The sequence below is a fragment of the Streptomyces sp. NPDC055103 genome, assembly GCF_053607625.1.
Genome location: NZ_JBSGTX010000002.1, coordinates 138,108 through 155,834 on the forward strand (window position 1 = coordinate 138,108; position 17,727 = coordinate 155,834).

Consider the following 17,727-nt stretch of genomic DNA (forward strand, 5'->3'; position numbering starts at 1 on the left):
CCTCCAAGTGGTGCGGCAGGGGAACCCTTTGCTTCGTGGTGGTCCACTCGTCCAGTGGACCCTCCCGTACTGGTCAACGCCAGGCGGGAGGCTCGGGTTCCCCCGGCCGTACAGGGGTGGGGCGGGCGGCCCCTGGGGCCGTTCGGGTGAGGACGGCCCCTCAGCGGGCCGCCGGGACCGCGACCTTCTCCGGCGCCAGGAAGGCGGCGGTGGGCTCGACCTCGCTGGTGCAGTGGGCGCAGCGGGTGGCGATGGCCGGGATCTCGGTGAAGCAGCGGGGGCAGTCTCGCTTCTCCGCCTTGGGGTCGGCCGCCTCCGCCTTGGCGAACCTGTCCTGGACCTTCGCGAGCGGGGCGACGATCAGGAAGTAGAGGACCGCGGCGGTGATGACGAACGCTATGGCGGCGGAGATGGCGAGGCCGTAGGGGAAGACGGTCTTGCCGACGCTGAACTCCGCCTCGCTGAAGTCACCGACGGAACCGGTGGCGAGACCGATGAGCGGGGTGATGAACGCCTTGCTGAAGCCCGTGACGACGGCCGTGAACGCGGTTCCGACAGCCAGACCGATGGCCATCGAGATGACGTTTCCGCGAAGTATGAAGTCCTTGAATCCGTTCAGCACGGGGGTACTGCTCCTTGGTTCGTTCCGTGGGGGGTCAGAAGAGGCTGTCCGTCGCGAAGCGGAGGGCGAACTGCGGGTAGCCCGACAGCACGACTCCGGCGGCGGCGGTCAGCGCGATCGCCAGGGTGACCGGCACGGAGGCCCTGTGGGGGACGGGGGCCTCCACCGGCGCGCGGAAGAGCAGCGCCGTCCAGCGCAGGTAGTAGTACAGCGCGATGACGACGTTGAGACCCATCACCACGGCCAGCCAGCCGAGGCCGGCGTCGACGGCCGCCGAGAAGACGGTCACCTTGGCGAAGAGGCCGATGATACCCGGGGGCAAACCGGCCAGATTCAGGAGGAAGAACCCGAGGGCGAGGGCGGTGGCGGGGCGCGCGGCGTACAGGCCGCGGTAGTCCGCGATCCGGTTCCGGGGGTGGGTGCGGGCGACGAGCGCGACGACCGCGAAGGCGCCGAGGTTCACGACGGCGTACATCAGGGCGTACGCGACGGTGGCGCCGATCTGGTCGTCGCTGGAGTACGCGGCGGCGGCGATCGGCACCAGGAGGTAGCCAGCCTGGGCGACGGAGGACCAGGCGAGCAGCCGGACCGCGCTCCACGCGCGCGTGGAGACCTGGCGGAGGGCTGCGACGTTCCCGGCGGTCATGGTGAGCGCTGCGAGGACGGCGAGCGCGGGGCCCCAGACGTCCGCGTACGAGGGGAAGGCGACGACCGTCACGAGGACGAGCCCGGTGAAGCCGACGGCCTTGCCGACGACGGAGAGGTAGGCGGCGACGGGCAGCGGGGCGCCGACGTAGGTGTCGGGGACCCAGAAGTGGAAGGGGACGGCGGCCGTCTTGAAGGCGAAGCCGACGAGGGTGAGGGCCACGCCCGCCTCGGCGAGCGTCTCCAGCTGTCCGGGGACGGAGTCGAGGCGCTGGGCGATCTCCGTGAGGTGGAGGGTGCCGGTCGCCGCGTACACGAAGCTGACGCCGAGCAGGGTGACGGCGGTCGCGGTGACGGAGGAGAGGAAGAACTTGAGGGCGGCCTCGCCGGACATGCGGTCGCCGCGCTTGAGGCCAACGAGCGCGAACGCGGGCAGCGAGGCCACTTCGAGGGCGACGACGAGGGTCGCGAGGTCGCGGGAGGCGGGCAGCAGGGCCGCGCCGGCGGCGGAGGAGAGCAGCAGGAACCAGTACTCGCCGGCGGGGAGCTTCTCACGGGTCTCCGAGAGCGAGAGCAGCGCCGTCAGCAGCGCGCCGCCGAGGACGAGCAGCTGGATGACGAGGGTGAAGTGGTCGGCGGTGTAGCTGCACGCGGCCGTGTGGCCCTGGGCCTGGGCCTCGGCGGTGAGGCAGAAGGTGGAGCGGTCGCCGGCCCGCAGCGGGACGAGGAGGGCGAGGGCGGCGACGAGGCCGCCGATCGCGGTCCAGCCGAGGAGCTGCTTGCGTTCCTGCGGGACGAAGAGGTCGGCGACGAGGACGACGAGGGCGACCACGGCCGTGAGGGTGGGGGGCGCGATCGTGAGCCAGTCGACGGACTGGACGAGCGACTCGCCGGCGAGCGTCGTGGGGGTCATCGGTTCCCTCCGGCGAGGAGCTGCTGGACGGCCGGGTCGGTGAGGCCGAGGAGGACCGCGGGCCAGAGTCCGGCGAGGACGGTGAGGGCGACGAGTGGGGTCCAGGCGGCGAACTCGTACCCCTGGACGTCGGCGATCGCCGTCTCCTCCGCGGGCCGCGGGCCGCCCATGCAGACGCGGCGGACGACGAGGAGGAGGTAGGCGGCGGTCAGGAGGGTGCCGAACGCGCCGATCGCCGTGAAGGTGAGGAAGGCCGGGCGGCTGAGGCCCTCGGCCGGATCGAAGGCGCCGAAGAGGGCCAGCATCTCGCCCCAGAAGCCGGCCAGGCCGGGCAGGCCGAGGGAGGCGACGGCGGCGAAGGCGAGGAGGGCGCCGAGGCGCGGGGCGCGGCCGTAGAGGGCGGCTCCGGTGGCGCCGGCGAGGGTGTCGAGGTCGGCGGTGCCGTAGCGGTCCTTGAGGGCGCCGACCAGGAAGAAGAGCAGGCCGGTGACGAGGCCGTGGGCGATGTTGGCGAAGAGCGCGCCGTTGACGCCGGTGGGGGTCATGGAGGCGATGCCGAGGAGGACGAAGCCCATGTGGCCGACGGAGGAGTACGCGATGAGGCGCTTGAGGTCGCCCTTGGCGCCGGGGCGCGCGAGGGCGAGGCAGGCGAGCGATCCGTAGATGATCCCGGCGACGGCGAAGGCGGCGAGGTAGGGCGCGAAGGTCCGCATGCCGTCGGGGGCGATCGGCAGGAGGATCCGGACGAAGCCGTACGTGCCCATCTTGAGCAGGACGCCGGCGAGGAGGACGGAGCCGACGGTCGGGGCGGCGGTGTGGGCGTCCGGGAGCCAGCTGTGCAGCGGCCACATCGGGGTCTTCACGGCGAGCCCGAGACCGATCGCGAGAACGGCGATGACCTGCACGGACGTGGTCAGTCCACGGCCGTTGTCAGTGGCGAGTGCCACCATGTCGAACGTGCCGGCCTTCACGCCGATGAGGAGCAGGCCGAGCAGCATGACGACGGAGCCGAGCAGCGTGTAGAGGATGAACTTCCAGGCGGCGGCCTGCCTGCCCTCGCCGCCCCAGCGGGCGATGAGGAAGTACATCGGGATGAGGACCATCTCGAAGGCCAGGAAGAACAGGACGAGGTCGAGGACGGCGAAGGTCGCGAGGGTGCCGGACTCGAGGACGAGGAGAAGCGCGACGAAGCCCTTGGGGGAAGGGCCGGCAGGCATCTTGTAGGAGCTGTACAGCGCGCAGAGGAAGGTCAGCAGCGCGGTCAGGACCAAGAGGGGGAGGGAAATGCCGTCGATGCCGAGGTGGATGCGCACGTCCAGTGCGGGGATCCACTTGATGTCCGTGCTCGCCTGCATCTTCGACGGCTGGTCGTGGTCGAAGCCGAGCGCGAGGACGATCGTGGCCAGCAGGATGACGCCGGTGACGGTGACGCCGTGGCGGAGCACGGCCTGGTCCGGGGACTTCCCCTTCAGTCCGGGCGGGGCCGGGAGGAGAGCGGCGGCCGCGCCGATGAGCGGGCCGACGACGGTCAACGCGAGAAGGAACTGCATCACGGATTCGCTGATATCGATCACGGCTCACGCTCCGGCGACGGCGTTGGCGAGGGCGACTGCGGCGATCGCCAGGACGACGGAGCCGGCGAGCAGGGCGCTCAGGTAGGTCTGGACGTTGCCGGTCTGGGCGCGGCGGACGAGCCAGCCGAGGCCCTTGGCGGAGTTGCCCGCGGCGCTGACGTACGTGTCGACGACCTCGCGGTCCAGGAAGCGGACCAGGGAGGCGGCGGCGAGTACGGGGCGGACGAAGGCGGCCCGGTAGACGGCGTCCAGGTGGAAGCCGTCGGCGGCGGGGGCGTGCAGCGGCCCGAGGAGGGCGCGGCCGGGGTCGGCCGGGTCCTCGGCGGGGTGCGGCAGGTGCAGGGCCTCGGCCTCGACCAGGCCGGCGTCGGCGTCGGGGTGGGCCACGTGCGGGACGGGCGGCGCCACGGGGGTGCGGGCCGCGAGCGTGCGCCAGACCGCGTAGGTGATCACCGCTCCGGCGGCGGCGAGGCCCGTGCCGAGGACGGCCGTGGTGACGGTCGGGGTGAGGGCGTCGCTGTCGAACCAGTCGTCGAGATAGGTGACGGTCAGTCCGAAGCCCACGGAGGGGACCGCGAGGACCCACAGGACGGTGGTCATGGCGATCGGCTGGCGGCCGTGGTCGGGGGCCTCGGCGCCGCGGCCGCGGAAGGTCCGCAGCCAGAGGCGGAGCGCGTACGCCGCGGTGAGGAGGGCGGTGAGGAGCCCGGCGACGAGGACGGTCCAGCCGGCCCCGGCGGGGACACCGGCCTGGTCCCCGAGCGCGGTGTGCTCGGCGGCCACGAGGACGGCTTCCTTGGAGAAGAAGCCGGCGAAGGGCGGGATCGCGGCGAGCGCGAGCAGGGCGACGGTCATCGTCCAGTACGCGTCGGGGATGCGCTTCGCGAGGCCGCTCATGCGGGACATGGCGGTGAGCGAGTTCGTCCCGGCGGCGTGGATGACCGTGCCGGCGGCGAGGAAGAGCAGCGCCTTGAAGGCGGCGTGCGACAGGAGGTGGAAGACGGCGGCCCCGCGGTCGCCGACGGCGAGGGCGCCGGCCATGTAGCCGAGCTGGCCGATCGTCGAGTAGGCGAGGACGCGCTTGATGTCGTCCTGGGCGAGCGCGGCGAGCGCCGAGCCGACCATCGTGATCGCGGCCATCACGGCGAGCACGGTCATGGCGGCGGCCGAGGCGGCGAAGACGGGCAGCAGCCGGGCCGTGAAGTAGATGCCGGCGGCGACCATCGTCGCCGCGTGGATGAGCGCGGAGACGGGGGTGGGGCCGGCCATCGCGTCCGGGAGCCAGGTGTGCAGCGGGAACTGCGCGGACTTGCCCGCCACACCCGCGAGCAGGAGCAGCGCGATCAGGGTGGGGTGGTCGAGGCCGCCGCTCGCGACGGCGTCGAGGACACCCGTGATGCGGAAGGTGCCGGCGTCGGTGGCGAGCGCGAAGAGACCGATGAGGAAGGGGACGTCACCGAGCTTGGTGACGAGGAAGGCCTTGAGGGAGGCGGCCCGCGCCTCGGGCGTCTCCCAGTAGTGGCCGACGAGGAAGTACGAGCAGATGCCCATGATCTCCCAGCCGACCAGGAGCACCATCAGGTCGCCGGAGTAGACGACGAGCAGCATCGCGGAGGTGAAGAGGGAGACGAGCGCGGCGTACGACGGGTAGCGGGGGTCGTCGCGGAGGTAGCCGGTCGAGTAGATCTGCACGCAGGTCGCGATGACGCCGACGAGGACGGCGACGAGGGCCGCGAAGCCGTCGATGTGGAGGGCCAGGTCGATCGGGACCGAGCCGGTGGGGGTCAGCTGGGTGGCGGCGTCGATCGCCTTCCCGCCGCCCTGGCGGACGGCCACGAGCACGGCGAGGACGGCGGCGGCGAGCGTCGGGAGCACGGCGAGGGGCCGGACGAAGCCGGGCGCGGTGCGGCCCAGGAGGAGTCCGGCGACGGAGCCGAGGAAGGGCAGGAGGGGGACGAGGACGGCGAGGGTCGTGGTGGTCACGCGGTGGCCTCGGCCTTCTCGCCGTGGGGCGTGTCGTCTGCGGCCGCGTCGGCGCCGGGTGCGCTGTCCGGGCCGTCCGGGGAGTCCGGGTGCTCCGCCGTGTCGCGGAGGCGGTCGACGTCCGCGGTGCCGCGGTTGCGGTGGACCATCAGGACGATCGCGAGACCGATGCCGATCTCCGCGGCAGCGATGGCGATGGTGAAGAGGGTGAGGGCCTGCCCGGCGTGCAGGGTGTCGCGGAGCCAGACGTCGAAGGCGACCAGGTTGAGGTTGACGGCGTTGAGCATCAGCTCGACGGACATCAGGACCAGGATCGCGTTGCGGCGGGCGAGGACGCCGTACACGCCGACACAGAAGAGGAGGGCGGCGAGGACCGCGGGATAGGCGAGGTGCATCAGCGCTCCTGCTCCTTCTTGCGGGAGAGGACGATCGCGCCGACCAGCGCGGCCAGGAGGAGCACCGAGAGGGCCTCGAAGGGCAGCACCCAGTGCTTGAAGAGGACGGCGCCGGTGACCTCGGTGGAGCCCTGGACGGCTCCGTCGAGATCGATCCAGGTCGTACGGAACGCGTCGACGACGACCCAGACGAGGGCCACGGCGGCGGCGAGCGCGACGCCGAGGGCGACCGGGCGGTTGCCGGAGTCGGCGTCCGGGGAGCGGCCGATGGGGGCCTTGGTGAGCATGAGGCCGAAGAGGAGGAGGACGACGACGGAGCCGACGTAGATCAGGACCTGGACCCAGGCGATGAACTCGGCGGTCAGGAGCAGGTACTCGACGGCGAGTCCGCCGAGCGCCACGACCAGCCAGAGCGCGGCGTGGACCAGCTGGCGCGTGGTGACGGTGACGACGGCCGCGCCGAGGGTCACGAGGCCGACCAGGAGGAAGGCGATCTCGACGCCGGAGGGCGAGAGGAAGCCGTGGGCCTCCGCGGCCGCCTCCGCCGCCAGGTGCGCGGGGTGTGCTGCCGGGGTCACTGCTGCTCCTCCTGGGCCTCGGCGGCTGCGGCTGCCTGCTCCGCCGCCGCCTTCTCGGCCGCCTTCTCCGCCGCCTTGCGGGCCGCGGCGATCTCCTTCGGTTCCTCCGCCTTCGGGTCGAGCGCGGGCGGCTCGGGGACCGTCCACATCCACTCGCGGAGCTTGTCGCGCTCGTGCGTGAGCTCGTGGATGTCGGTCTCCGCGTACTCGAACTCGGGCGACCAGAAGAGCGCGTCGAAGGGGCACACCTCGATGCAGATGCCGCAGTACATGCAGAGGGAGAAGTCGATGGCGAAGCGGTCGAGGACGTTCCGGCTGCGCTCGCGGCCGCCGGGGGCGGCGGCCGGCACCGTCTCCTTGTGGGAGTCGATGTAGATGCACCAGTCGGGGCACTCACGGGCGCAGAGCATGCAGACCGTGCAGTTCTCCTCGAACAGTCCGATGACCCCGCGGGTGCGGGGCGGCAGCTCGGGCTGGACGTCCGGGTACTGCGCGGTGACGGTCTTCCTCGTCATCGTGCGGAGCGTGACGGCGAGCCCCTTGGCGAGGCCGGAGCCGGGGATGGGCATTACTGGATCGCCACCTTCACGATGCCGGTCAGCGCGATCTGCGCGAGGGCGAGCGGGACGAGCGTCGTCCAGGCCAGCTTCTGGAGCTGGTCCTCGCGCAGACGCGGGTAGGTCACCCGCAGCCAGATCACGACGAAGGCGAGGACGGCGGTCTTGAGGAGGGTCCAGACCCAGCCGAGGCCGTCGGCGCCGAGGGGGCCGTGCCAGCCGCCGAGGAACAGGACGGTGGTGAGACCGCAGAGGACGACGATGCCCGCGTACTCGGCGAGCAGGAAGAGCGCGAAGCGGAGGCCGGTGTACTCGGTGTACGCGCCGAAGATGATCTCCGAGTCGGCGACCGGCATGTCGAACGGCGGCCGCTGGAGCTCGGCGAGACCGGCCACGAAGAAGACGATCGCGCCGATGATCTGCCAGGGCAGCCACCACCACTCGAAGGCGTTCAGGATGCCGGAGAGGGAGACGGTGCCGGCGGCCATCGCGACGGAGGCGGCGGCGAGCAGCATCGGGAGCTCGTAGGCGAGCAGCTGGGCGGCGGTACGGAGGCCGCCGAGCAGGGAGAACTTGTTGGCGGACGCCCAGCCGGCCATGAGGCTGCCGAGGACGCCGATGCCCATCACGGCCAGCACGAAGAAGATGCCCGCGTCGACGACCTGGCCGACGGCCCCCTCGCTCGGCCCGATCGGGATCGCGACGAGGACGAGGAGGTACGGGAGGAGGGCGACGGCCGGCGCGAGCTGGAAGATCCGCCGGTCGGCCTCGGCCGGGACGATGTCCTCCTTCTGCGCGAACTTCACGCCGTCGGCGACGAGCTGGGCCCAGCCGTGGAAGCCACCGGCGTACATGGGGCCGAGGCGGCCCTGCATGTGGGCCATGACCTTGTGCTCGGTCTGCCCGACGACCAGCGGCAGGACGAGGAACACGGCGAAGACGATGAGGAGCCGGACGGCGACGTCGAGTGCGTCGTTCACGCGGGGTCGCCTCCGGTGGGGTTGGTGGGGTCGGTCGGTTCGGTTGCCGCCGCCGGGTCGGTTGCCGCCGCCGGTTCGGTTGCCGCCGCCGGTTCGGTTGCCGCCGCCGGTTCGGTTGCCGCCGGTTCGGTTGCCTTCGCCGGTTCGGTGGGTTCTTCGCGTGCTTCCGGGGTCTCGGCCGGGGTCTCGGGCTCCGGGGCCTGCTCGTCGAAGGTCGGGCGGGCGTGGTGCCAGGGGGCGTCCGCGCTGCGCGTGCGGGGGGTAGCGGTGGCCGGGCCGTCCGCCGTCGGCTCCTGCTCAGGGGCCGCCGCCTGGCTCGCGGATCCGTCGGCCGTCGTGCGCGAGCGGCGCGGCGGGCGCGCCGCCGGCGCGGGAGCGGTCGCGGCCTGGTCGTCCGGCGGGGTGCCGGCCTCCGGGGCCGTCGCCTGGCTCGCCGAGCCCTCCGTCACCGAGCGGGAGCGGCGCGGGGGGCGTGCCGCCGGGGCGGCTTCCTGCCCCTCCGCCGCAGAGGTCGGCGCAGAGGTCGGCGCCGCGGTCGGCTCCGGCTGGCTCGCCGAGCCCTCCGCCACCGAGCGCGCGCGGCGGGCCGGACGGTCGCCCGCCGCCGCTCGCGCCGGGCGGGCCGGGGCCGGCGGGAGCTGGCCCTTGAGGGGGCCCCACTCGTTGGGGTCCGGCACACCCGGCGGGAGCATCTGGCGGCGCTTCGGGCCGCTGCCGTCATGGGACTCGCCCGGCTCCTTCGCGCCGGGCCACGCCTTCGCGACCCGGGCCGCGAGGACGAAGTCCTTGCGCAGCGGGTGGCCCTCGAAGTTCTCCGGGAGGAGCAGCGGCACCAGGTGCGGGTGGCCCGTGAAGTCCACGCCGAACATCTCGTGGGTCTCGCGCTCGTGCCAGCCGGCGCCCGCGTACACGCCGATCGCCGTCGGGAGGACCGGGGCCGCGTGCGGGACCGTCGTACGGACGAGGAGGCGGCGCGGGGGCCGGCCGGCTTCGAGGGCGACCACGTGCGCGCAGACCCGGAAGCCCGTGCCGGGCTCGTCGACCGCGCTCAGCCAGTCGAAGTAGGTGCACCCGAGGTCGTCCCGGGCGGTCTCCAGGGCCGTGATCCACGACCCCGGCGGGACGTCTACGGTCAGCAGGTCGTAGGCCTGTTCCGCCGTCGCCTCCTCGCCGAAGACCTCCGTCACGGAGCCGGGGAGGGAGTCGTACGTACTCATGACCTGGCTCCCGGCGGGGGCGTCAGCGGGCTGGTCAGTTCCGAGACGGACGCGGTCGTCGCGTACCGCTCCGCCAGGCTCTCGCGGGCGATCTTCTCCTGGAGCTTGAGGATGCCCTGGAGGAGCGCCTCGGGGCGCGGCGGGCAGCCGGGCACGTACACGTCGACCGGGATGATCTGGTCGACGCCCTTGGTGACGGAGTACGAGTCCCAGTAGGGGCCGCCGCAGTTGGAGCAGGCGCCGAAGGAGATCACGTACTTCGGTTCGGGCATCTGCTCGTACAGGCGCTTCACGGCCGGGGCCATCTTGTCCGTCACCGTGCCGGAGACGATCATCAGGTCCGCCTGGCGCGGCCCCGGCGCGAAGGGGATCACGCCTAGCCGGATGAAGTCGTGCCGGGCCATCGACGCGGCGATGAACTCGATCGCGCAGCAGGCGAGGCCGAAGTTGAAGACCCACAGGCTGTAGCGGCGGCCCCAGTTCAGGACCACCTTCATCGGCTCGGGCGCGAGGCGGGCGAGCGGCCCCAGCGTCGGAGCGGGCAGGGGTGTTACGTCCATGTCAGGACGCCCTTCCTGTACGCGTAGAGCAGCCCCACGGCCAGGAAGCCGAGGAAGACGAACATCTCGACCAGGGTCGTGGCGCCGTAGCCGGGCGCCGCGAAGACCGTCGCCCAGGGGAAGAGGAAGATCGAGTCGACGGCGAAGACGACGTAGAGGAAGGCGTACACGTAGTAGCGGACCTGGGTGTGCGCCCAGCCCTCCCCCACGGGGTCGACGCCGCACTCGTAGGTGAGGAGTTTCTCGGGTGTCGGCACGACGGGCCTGAGCAGTCGCCCGGCGCCGAACGCCACGGCGACGAAGAGCACGCCGACGACGGCCAGCAGCCCGACGACGGAGTACGTCTGGAAGTAGTCCGCCGCGTCGGCCGCGACAACGGTCGGTTCCCGCACGTCCGCCCCTCGGTCTCGGTGTCTCATGGGTCACTTCTGTTCTGTACGGACGCGAGTCTAGGCCCTGCTAAAGGCGCCGTAAGCAGTCCCCGGCCAGTCCCAGGCCAGTCCCCGGTGGGGATATCCCTACTGCCGCTCACCCACCTCCCCCATGGCGTCGCGCGTCCCGCGACCGGCAGGCTTGCCACCATGAGCGCCGATCATGAATCCCCGGGACGGTCCCCCGGCCAGTCCCCTGGTCAGTCCCCTGCCGCCGCCGTCGACCCGCGACCGCCGCTGCGGCTCGCCTACGGGAAGGAGACCTGGAAGGAGATCGCCTTCCTCCTCTCCAGTCTCTTCACGGCCCTGGCCGGTTTCGTCTACGCGGTCGTGACCGTCCTGCTCGGCGTGGGCCTCTCGGTCACGGTGATCGGGCTGCCGCTGCTCGCCCTCGGGCTCGGCGGCGCGCGCCTGATCGGCAGGTCGGAGCGGGCGCGGGCCCGCGCGCTGCTCGGGGTACGGGTCGCGGAGCCGTCGCGGATGCCGTCGGGCCGCGGCTTCTTCGCCTGGCTGTGGTCCTCGCTGAAGGACCCGGTCGCCTGGCGGACCCAGCTGTACGGGCTGATCCGGCTGCCCTGGGGGATCGTGACGTTCACGGTCGGGCTGGTCTCGCTCCTGGTCCTCTGGCCCGTCCTTCCCTTCATCGCGCGCGGTCTGTCGAACGCCGACCGGGGCATGGTCCGCGGGCTGCTCTCGCCCTCCGACGAGCTGGAGCGGCGGATCGCCGAGCTGGAGTCGGACCGGGGCGTGGTCGTGGACACGGCCGCGGCGGACCTGCGGCGCATCGAGCGCGATCTGCACGACGGCGCGCAGGCCCGGCTCGTCGCCCTCGCGATGGGGCTCGGTCTCGCGAAGGAGAAGCTCCTGGAGGACCCGGAGGGGGCCGCGGCGATGGTCGACGAGGCCCACGGCGAGGTGAAGCTCGCACTCCAGGAGCTGCGGGACCTCGCCCGGGGCATCCACCCGGCGGTCCTCACGGACCGGGGGCTGAGCGCCGCGCTCTCGTCGGTCTCGGCGCGCTGCACAGTGCCGGTGAAGGTGTCGGTGGAGCTGCCGGAGCGGCCGGCCGAGGCGATCGAGGGCATCGCGTACTTCACGGTCTCGGAGCTCCTCCAGAACGTCTCCAAGCACGCGCGCGCCCGGACGGCGTCCGTGGAGGTGTGGCGGGTGGAGGACCGGCTGATGCTCCAGGTCAGCGACGACGGCGTCGGCGGGGCGCGGCTCGACGGCGGGACGGGGCTCTCGGGTCTTACGGAGCGGCTGGGGGCGGTGGACGGCCTCCTCGTCGTCGACTCCCCCGAGGGCGGTCCGACGACGGTCACGGCGGAGCTGCCGTGGCGCTCCCGGCCCGCCGCCTGAGCGTCAGGTAGGGAAAACCCCCGGCCTGAGACGCCCACTCCCCTCATGGTCCGGGGCGCGGCGAAACGGAACCCTGGAACACGTACCGGGACATGAAACGGAACACGGACCGGAACACGGACCGCCCCACCCCTTTCGGCAGAGAAGGACGACCGCGATGGCCTCCCCCCGACTCCCCGCCGCGATCCGCGCGCCGTTCGAGGCCCGCACCTGGCGCGCCCTCGGCTACGTGCTGATCGGGCTGCCGCTCAGCGTCTGCTGGTTCGCGCTCTCCGTCGCCTTCGTCTCGGCCGGCGCGGGGCTGCTCATCACCTTCCTCGGTGTGCCGATCCTGGCCGGGGCGCTGGCGATGTGCCGGGGCTTCGGCGCGGTCGAGCGGGCCCGGGCGCGGGCGCTGCTCGACCTGGACGTGAAGGCGCCGGAGCCGGTGCGCGGCAGGACCGGCGGGGCGTTCTCCTGGATGGGCGCCATGCTGAAGAGCGGGGCGTCGTGGCGCCACCTGCTGTACGCGCTGCTGCACATGCCGTGGGCCGTCTTCGGCTTCTCGGTGTCGGTGGCGCTGTGGGCCTGGGGCTGGGGCCTCTTCACGTACCCGCTGTGGCAGTGGGTGTTCCCCGCGTACGTCGGGCAGGACGGCATCCAGCTGTACGGGGACGGGACGCACGACTTCTACCTCGACTCGCCCTTCGAGACCGGGGTGACCTGCCTGATCGGACTGCTGTTCGTGCTGGCCGGGCCGTGGGTGCTGCGCGGGATCGTCGGCGTCGACCGGTTCCTCGTCGCGGGGCTGCTCGGCCCGGGGCGGCTGGCCTCGCGGGTGACGGAGCTGGAGTCGGACCGGGGCGTGGTCGTGGACACGGCCGCGGCGGACCTGCGGCGCATCGAGCGCGACCTGCACGACGGTCCGCAGGCCCGGCTCGCCTCGCTCGCCATGGATCTGGGGCTGGCGAAGGAGAAGCTGGCGGAGGACCCGAAGGCGGCCGCGGTGATGGTCGACGAGGCGCACGGCGAGGTGAAGGTCGCCCTTCAGGAGCTGCGGGCCCTGGCCCGGGGCATCCACCCGGCCGTCCTGACCGACCGGGGCCTGGACGCGGCGCTCTCGTCGGTGGCCTCCCGGTGCTCGGTCCCGGTGTCGGTGGACGTGGACCTGCCGGCCCGGCCGGTCGCGGCGATCGAGGGCATCGCGTACTTCACGGTCTCGGAGCTCCTGCGGAACGTCACGGAGCACGCGCGGGCGCGGCGCGCCTGGGTGGACGTGTGGCGGACGGGCGACCGGCTGATGATCCAGGTGCGGGACGACGGCGTCGGCGGCGCGGAGGCGGCGGCGGGCCGGAGCCTGGCGAAGCTCGCCGAGCGGGTCGGCGCGGTCGACGGCGTACTGGCGGTGGACTCGCCCGCCGGCGGGCCGACGACGGTGACCGCCGAGCTGCCCTGGCGCGCGTAGCCGACGGGCAGGGTCCAGGGTCCGACCCGAGCAGCCGGGGCGGACCGTGGCCGACGGCCACGGTAGGCCCGAGCAGCCCGGGTCGGACCGTGGCCGACTGACCGTGTTCCGCCCCGGGGTACTCCCCCGGGGCGGACGTCTTCCTGCGATGCTGGGGGCGATGTCGACCTTCGAACAGGGGGATGCGGGACGTGGGCGTACAAGAGGTGACGGACCGGGTGCGGGTGGTCATCGCGGAGGATTCGGTGCTGCTCCGTGAGGGGCTGACCCGGCTGCTGACCGACCGGGGGCACGAGGTCGTCGCCGGGGTGGGTGACGGCGAGGCGCTGGTGAAGCTGGTGGCCGGGCTCGCCGACGAGGGCGCGCTGCCGGACGTGGTGGTCGCGGACGTGCGGATGCCGCCGACGCACACGGACGAGGGTGTCCGGGCGGCGGTGCGGCTGCGCAAGGAGTATCCGGGGCTCGGTGTCCTGGTCCTGTCGCAGTACGTGGAGGAGCAGTACGCCACCGAACTGCTGGCCGGTTCGAGCCGGGGCGTGGGCTATCTGCTGAAGGACCGGGTCGCGGAGGTCCGTGAGTTCGTGGACGCGGTCGTCCGGGTCGCCGGGGGAGGTACGGCCCTGGACCCCGAGGTCGTGCAGCAGCTGCTCGGCCGGTCCCGCCAGCAGGACGTGCTCGCGAACCTGACCCCGCGCGAGCGGGAGGTCCTCGGTCTGATGGCCGAGGGTCGGACGAACTCGGCGATCGCGCGGCAGCTGGTGGTGAGCGACGGCGCGGTGGAGAAGCACATCAGCAACATCTTCCTGAAGCTGGGGCTCTCCCCGAGTGACGGCGATCATCGGCGGGTACTCGCGGTGTTGACGTATCTGAAGTCCTAAGGATCTGACACCCTGTCAGATACGGGCACGGCCGAGCGGGGCCGAGCGCGGCTGGAGCGAGGCCGGAGTGACATCAGGGAGGCTGCCGACGTCCGACAACCGGAGGGTCCTAGATCCAATGGATGAGGCGTAACGCGACCTTCCGGAGCATTCCGGGTGGCGACAGAACGTGACAATTCAGGGCAAGAGGGCGTCTCAAAAAGAGGTCCGGCATGCGAGAAGTCCCGGGAAGGCCCCCCTTACCGTCGTAGGGTGGGCCACGGGACGACCGGTGATCGACCGGCGTCTCCCGAGCCTTCTCCCGCCTCCGGCGGAGAGTCCCCTTGCCACGAGGGAGGTCCAGTTCAGTGACCAGCCAGGTCAGTAGCGAGGCCGGTGAGGCCTTGCTCGGGGAGCAGCGCAGCGCCCCGGCGACGGCCCACCACGGCGCCGAGAAGGAAGTGCGCCGGCTCGACCGGGTGATCATCCGCTTCGCGGGCGACTCCGGTGACGGCATGCAGCTCACGGGTGACCGTTTCACCTCGGAGACGGCGTCCTTCGGGAACGACCTCTCCACGCTGCCGAACTTCCCGGCCGAGATCCGCGCACCCGCCGGGACCCTGCCGGGTGTCTCGTCCTTCCAGCTGCACTTCGCCGACCACGACATCCTGACCCCGGGCGACGCCCCGAACGTGCTGGTCGCGATGAACCCGGCCGCACTCAAGGCCAACATCGGCGACGTGCCGCGCGGTGGCGAGATCATCGTCAACACCGACGAGTTCGCCAAGCGCGCCATGGCCAAGGTCGGCTACGCGACCTCGCCCCTGGAGGACGGGTCGCTGGACGCGTACCGGGTCCACCCGGTGCCGCTGACCACGCTGACCGTCGAGGCCCTCAAGGACTTCGGCCTGTCCCGGAAGGAGGCCGAGCGCAGCAAGAACATGTTCGCGCTCGGGCTGCTCTCCTGGATGTACCACCGGCCGACCGAGGGCACCGAGTCCTTCCTGCGCCAGAAGTTCGCGAAGAAGCCGCAGATCGCCGAGGCCAACGTGGCCGCCTTCCGGGCCGGCTGGAACTTCGGCGAGACCACCGAGGACTTCGCCGTCTCCTACGAGGTCGCCCCGGCGACCCGGGCCTTCCCCACCGGCACGTACCGGAACATCTCCGGGAACCTGGCCCTCTCGTACGGCCTGGTCGCCGCCTCCCGCCAGTCGGACCTGCCGCTCTACCTCGGCTCATACCCGATCACGCCGGCCTCGGACATCCTCCACGAGCTCAGCAAGCACAAGAACTTCGGTGTGCGGACCTTCCAGGCCGAGGACGAGATCGCCGGTATCGGCGCCGCGCTCGGCGCGGCCTTCGGCGGCTCGCTCGGCGTGACGACGACGTCCGGCCCCGGTGTGGCGCTCAAGAGCGAGACGATCGGACTGGCCGTCTCCCTGGAGCTGCCGCTGCTGATCGTCGACATCCAGCGCGGCGGCCCGTCCACCGGTCTGCCCACCAAGACCGAGCAGGCCGACCTCCTCCAGGCCATGTACGGCCGCAACGGCGAGGCACCGGTGCCGGTGGTGGCCCCGAAGACGCCCGCCGACTGCTTCGACGCGGCGATCGAGGCGGCGCGGATCGCCCTCACGTACCGCACGCCCGTCTTCCTGCTCTCCGACGGCTACCTCGCCAACGGCTCCGAGCCGTGGCGCGTCCCGGACGTCGAGGAGCTCCCCGACCTGCGGACGCGGTTCGCCACCGGGCCGAACCACACGCTCGACGACGGCACCGAGGTCTTCTGGCCGTACAAGCGCGACCCCGAGACGCTGGCCCGCCCCTGGGCCGTGCCCGGCACCCCCGGCCTCGAACACCGCATCGGCGGCATCGAGAAGCAGGACGGCACCGGCAACATCTCGTACGACCCGGCCAACCACGAGTTCATGGTCCGCACCCGGCAGGCCAAGATCGACGGCATCGACGTCCCCGACATCGAGGTCGACGACCCGGACGGCGCGAGCACCCTGGTCCTCGGCTGGGGCTCCACCTACGGGCCGATCACCGCCGCCGTCCGCCGCATCCGCCGGGCGGACGGCCACATCGCCCAGGCCCACCTGCGCCACCTCAACCCCTTCCCGAAGAACCTCGGGGAGGTGCTGAAGCGGTACGAGAAGGTCGTCGTCCCCGAGATGAACCTCGGCCAGCTCGCCACGCTCGTCCGGGCCAAGTACCTCGTCGACGCCCGCAGCCACACCCAGGTCAACGGCATGCCGTTCAAGGCCGAACAGCTGGCCGCCGTTCTCAAGGAGGCCATCGATGCCTGAGCCCACGGAGCTCCTGCTCAACCTGGTCCCCAAGGCCGACGCCGTCCAGACGATGAAGGACTTCAAGTCCGACCAGGAGGTCCGCTGGTGCCCCGGCTGCGGTGACTACGCCGTCCTCGCCGCCGTCCAGGGCTTCATGCCCGAGCTGGGCCTGGCGAAGGAGAACATCGTCTTCGTCTCCGGCATCGGCTGCTCCTCCCGCTTCCCGTACTACATGAACACGTACGGGATGCACTCCATCCACGGCCGCGCCCCGGCCATCGCCACCGGCCTCGCGACCTCCCGCCGCGACCTGTCCGTCTGGGTCGTCACGGGCGACGGCGACGCGCTCTCCATCGGCGGCAACCACCTCATCCACGCGCTCCGCCGCAACGTCAACCTGAAGATCCTCCTCTTCAACAACCGGATCTACGGGCTGACCAAGGGCCAGTACTCGCCCACCTCCGAGGTCGGCAAGATCACCAAGTCGACCCCGATGGGCTCGCTCGACGCGCCCTTCAACCCGGTGTCGCTCGCGCTCGGCGCGGAAGCCTCCTTCGTGGCCCGTACGGTCGACTCCGACCGCAAGCACCTCACCGAGGTGCTGCGCCAGGCCGCCGACCACAACGGCACGGCGCTGGTCGAGATCTACCAGAACTGCAACATCTTCAACGACGGCGCCTTCGAGGTCCTCAAGGACAAGGACCAGGCCAAGGAGGCGGTCATCCGGCTGGAGCACGGGCAGCCGATCCGCTTCGGCGCCGAGCTCGGCAAGGGCGTCGTCCGCGACCAGGCCACCGGCGACCTCCAGGTCGTCACGGTCACCGCGGAGAACGAGTCGCGGATCCTGATCCACGACGCCCACGCGGCCACCCCCACCACCGCCTTCGCGCTCTCGCGGCTCGCGGACCCGGACACCCTCCACCAGACGCCCATCGGGGTGTTCCGCTCGGTGGAGCGGCCGGTCTACGACACGCTGATGGCGGAGCAGCTGGAGACGGCCGTGGAGCAGCACGGCAAGGGCGACCTGAGCCGGCTCCTCACCGGCAACGACACGTGGACGGTGGCGGGGTAAGGCCTGTCCGACCCTGATCCGCCGGACAGGCCCTGGCACCCGCGAGCACGTGAGCGGGGCCCGGTCCGCTGTGCGGGCCGGGCCCCGCTCATTGTCCCCCGCGAGCTCCCGTTCCCCTTCGCCTTCCGCGCGGCGGCCTCGTCCCGGGCGGCCTGCTCGTAGTGGCCGAGGAAGCGGGGGGGGCACCCCGCTCGATCCGGTGCACGTACACCTGGTTCCTGAACGTGAAGCCGTTCGTGGTGTCGAAGGCGT

General features: G+C 72.1%; 16 protein-coding genes. 5 read left to right on the forward strand and 11 right to left on the reverse strand.

Annotated elements, in window-relative coordinates:
• Positions 1–160: 160 nt before the first annotated feature.
• From ACWFR1_RS02640 to ACWFR1_RS02690, 11 genes are read right to left on the reverse strand one after another with little or no spacing between them, the layout of a single operon-like run.
• Positions 161–622 (reverse strand): MscL family protein, encoded by a 462-nt coding sequence (locus tag ACWFR1_RS02640; protein ID WP_453545627.1) that lies wholly within the window; start codon positions 620–622, stop codon positions 161–163.
• A 34-nt stretch (positions 623–656) separates the two neighbouring features.
• Positions 657–2,180 carry an NADH-quinone oxidoreductase subunit N gene (locus tag ACWFR1_RS02645; RefSeq protein WP_453545629.1) on the reverse strand — a complete coding sequence of 508 codons (1,524 nt, stop codon included), beginning with the start codon at positions 2,178–2,180 and terminating at the stop codon, positions 657–659.
• Positions 2,177–3,730, reverse strand: a complete 1,554-nt coding sequence (locus ACWFR1_RS02650) for a complex I subunit 4 family protein (RefSeq protein WP_453545779.1) — start codon at positions 3,728–3,730, stop codon at positions 2,177–2,179. Before ACWFR1_RS02650 ends, ACWFR1_RS02645 begins: the two co-directional genes overlap by 4 nt.
• A 27-nt stretch (positions 3,731–3,757) precedes the next feature.
• The gene (locus ACWFR1_RS02655; protein ID WP_453545631.1) at positions 3,758–5,737 is read right to left on the reverse strand and encodes an NADH-quinone oxidoreductase subunit 5 family protein; all 1,980 of its coding nucleotides are present in this window, start codon (positions 5,735–5,737) and stop codon (positions 3,758–3,760) included.
• Positions 5,734–6,132 (reverse strand): NADH-quinone oxidoreductase subunit NuoK, encoded by a 399-nt coding sequence (gene nuoK / locus ACWFR1_RS02660; protein WP_453545634.1) that lies wholly within the window; start codon positions 6,130–6,132, stop codon positions 5,734–5,736. The genes ACWFR1_RS02655 and nuoK overlap by 4 nt, the downstream gene beginning before the upstream one ends.
• Complete coding sequence (locus ACWFR1_RS02665; RefSeq protein ID WP_453545636.1) at positions 6,132–6,710, reverse strand: NADH-quinone oxidoreductase subunit J family protein; 579 nt, start codon at positions 6,708–6,710, stop codon at positions 6,132–6,134. The genes nuoK and ACWFR1_RS02665 overlap by 1 nt, the downstream gene beginning before the upstream one ends.
• A complete protein-coding gene (locus tag ACWFR1_RS02670; protein ID WP_453545638.1) occupies positions 6,707–7,279 on the reverse strand; it encodes a NuoI/complex I 23 kDa subunit family protein in 573 nt (190 codons plus the stop codon). The genes ACWFR1_RS02665 and ACWFR1_RS02670 overlap by 4 nt, the downstream gene beginning before the upstream one ends.
• Positions 7,279–8,247: a complex I subunit 1/NuoH family protein gene (locus tag ACWFR1_RS02675; RefSeq protein WP_453545640.1), complete on the reverse strand. Its 969-nt coding sequence runs from the start codon at positions 8,245–8,247 to the stop codon at positions 7,279–7,281. Before ACWFR1_RS02675 ends, ACWFR1_RS02670 begins: the two co-directional genes overlap by 1 nt.
• Positions 8,244–9,464 carry an NADH-quinone oxidoreductase subunit C gene (locus tag ACWFR1_RS02680; RefSeq protein ID WP_453545642.1) on the reverse strand — a complete coding sequence of 407 codons (1,221 nt, stop codon included), beginning with the start codon at positions 9,462–9,464 and terminating at the stop codon, positions 8,244–8,246. Before ACWFR1_RS02680 ends, ACWFR1_RS02675 begins: the two co-directional genes overlap by 4 nt.
• A complete protein-coding gene (locus ACWFR1_RS02685; RefSeq protein WP_453545644.1) occupies positions 9,461–10,024 on the reverse strand; it encodes an NADH-quinone oxidoreductase subunit B in 564 nt (187 codons plus the stop codon). The genes ACWFR1_RS02680 and ACWFR1_RS02685 overlap by 4 nt, the downstream gene beginning before the upstream one ends.
• Positions 10,015–10,443, reverse strand: a complete 429-nt coding sequence (locus tag ACWFR1_RS02690; protein ID WP_453545646.1) for an NADH-quinone oxidoreductase subunit A — start codon at positions 10,441–10,443, stop codon at positions 10,015–10,017. The genes ACWFR1_RS02685 and ACWFR1_RS02690 overlap by 10 nt, the downstream gene beginning before the upstream one ends.
• A gap of 162 nt (positions 10,444–10,605) precedes the next feature.
• Between ACWFR1_RS02690 and ACWFR1_RS02695 the strand changes: the two genes are divergently transcribed.
• The 5 genes from ACWFR1_RS02695 to ACWFR1_RS02715 all read left to right on the forward strand — a co-directional run bounded on the left by ACWFR1_RS02695 (position 10,606) and on the right by ACWFR1_RS02715 (position 17,475).
• Positions 10,606–11,814: a sensor histidine kinase gene (locus ACWFR1_RS02695; RefSeq protein ID WP_453545648.1), complete on the forward strand. Its 1,209-nt coding sequence runs from the start codon at positions 10,606–10,608 to the stop codon at positions 11,812–11,814.
• A 157-nt stretch (positions 11,815–11,971) separates the two neighbouring features.
• Positions 11,972–13,258, forward strand: a complete 1,287-nt coding sequence (locus tag ACWFR1_RS02700; RefSeq protein WP_453545650.1) for a sensor histidine kinase — start codon at positions 11,972–11,974, stop codon at positions 13,256–13,258.
• 218 nt (positions 13,259–13,476) lie between these two features.
• Positions 13,477–14,136 carry a response regulator transcription factor gene (locus ACWFR1_RS02705; protein ID WP_056652441.1) on the forward strand — a complete coding sequence of 220 codons (660 nt, stop codon included), beginning with the start codon at positions 13,477–13,479 and terminating at the stop codon, positions 14,134–14,136.
• 347 nt (positions 14,137–14,483) lie between these two features.
• Positions 14,484–16,421, forward strand: a complete 1,938-nt coding sequence (locus tag ACWFR1_RS02710) for a 2-oxoacid:acceptor oxidoreductase subunit alpha (RefSeq protein WP_453545652.1) — start codon at positions 14,484–14,486, stop codon at positions 16,419–16,421.
• Positions 16,414–17,475, forward strand: coding sequence for a 2-oxoacid:ferredoxin oxidoreductase subunit beta (locus ACWFR1_RS02715; protein ID WP_453545654.1), 1,062 nt, complete (start codon positions 16,414–16,416; stop codon positions 17,473–17,475). The genes ACWFR1_RS02710 and ACWFR1_RS02715 overlap by 8 nt, the downstream gene beginning before the upstream one ends.
• The last annotated feature ends 252 nt before the right edge of the window (positions 17,476–17,727 follow it).

Excerpts from the sequence above, each read along its gene's own strand:
- ACWFR1_RS02645 (WP_453545629.1), bottom strand. The coding sequence starts at position 2,180 with ATGACCCCCACGACGCTCGCCGGCGAGTCGCTCGTCCAGTCCGTCGAC.
- ACWFR1_RS02650 (WP_453545779.1), bottom strand. The coding sequence starts at position 3,730 with ATGCAGTTCCTTCTCGCGTTGACCGTCGTCGGCCCGCTCATCGGCGCG.
- nuoK (WP_453545634.1), bottom strand. The coding sequence starts at position 6,132 with ATGCACCTCGCCTATCCCGCGGTCCTCGCCGCCCTCCTCTTCTGTGTC.
- ACWFR1_RS02670 (WP_453545638.1), bottom strand. The coding sequence starts at position 7,279 with ATGCCCATCCCCGGCTCCGGCCTCGCCAAGGGGCTCGCCGTCACGCTC.
- ACWFR1_RS02680 (WP_453545642.1), bottom strand. The coding sequence starts at position 9,464 with ATGAGTACGTACGACTCCCTCCCCGGCTCCGTGACGGAGGTCTTCGGC.
- ACWFR1_RS02685 (WP_453545644.1), bottom strand. The coding sequence starts at position 10,024 with ATGGACGTAACACCCCTGCCCGCTCCGACGCTGGGGCCGCTCGCCCGC.
- ACWFR1_RS02690 (WP_453545646.1), bottom strand. The coding sequence starts at position 10,443 with ATGAGACACCGAGACCGAGGGGCGGACGTGCGGGAACCGACCGTTGTC.
- ACWFR1_RS02695 (WP_453545648.1), top strand. The coding sequence starts at position 10,606 with ATGAGCGCCGATCATGAATCCCCGGGACGGTCCCCCGGCCAGTCCCCT.
- ACWFR1_RS02700 (WP_453545650.1), top strand. The coding sequence starts at position 11,972 with ATGGCCTCCCCCCGACTCCCCGCCGCGATCCGCGCGCCGTTCGAGGCC.
- ACWFR1_RS02715 (WP_453545654.1), top strand. The coding sequence starts at position 16,414 with ATGCCTGAGCCCACGGAGCTCCTGCTCAACCTGGTCCCCAAGGCCGAC.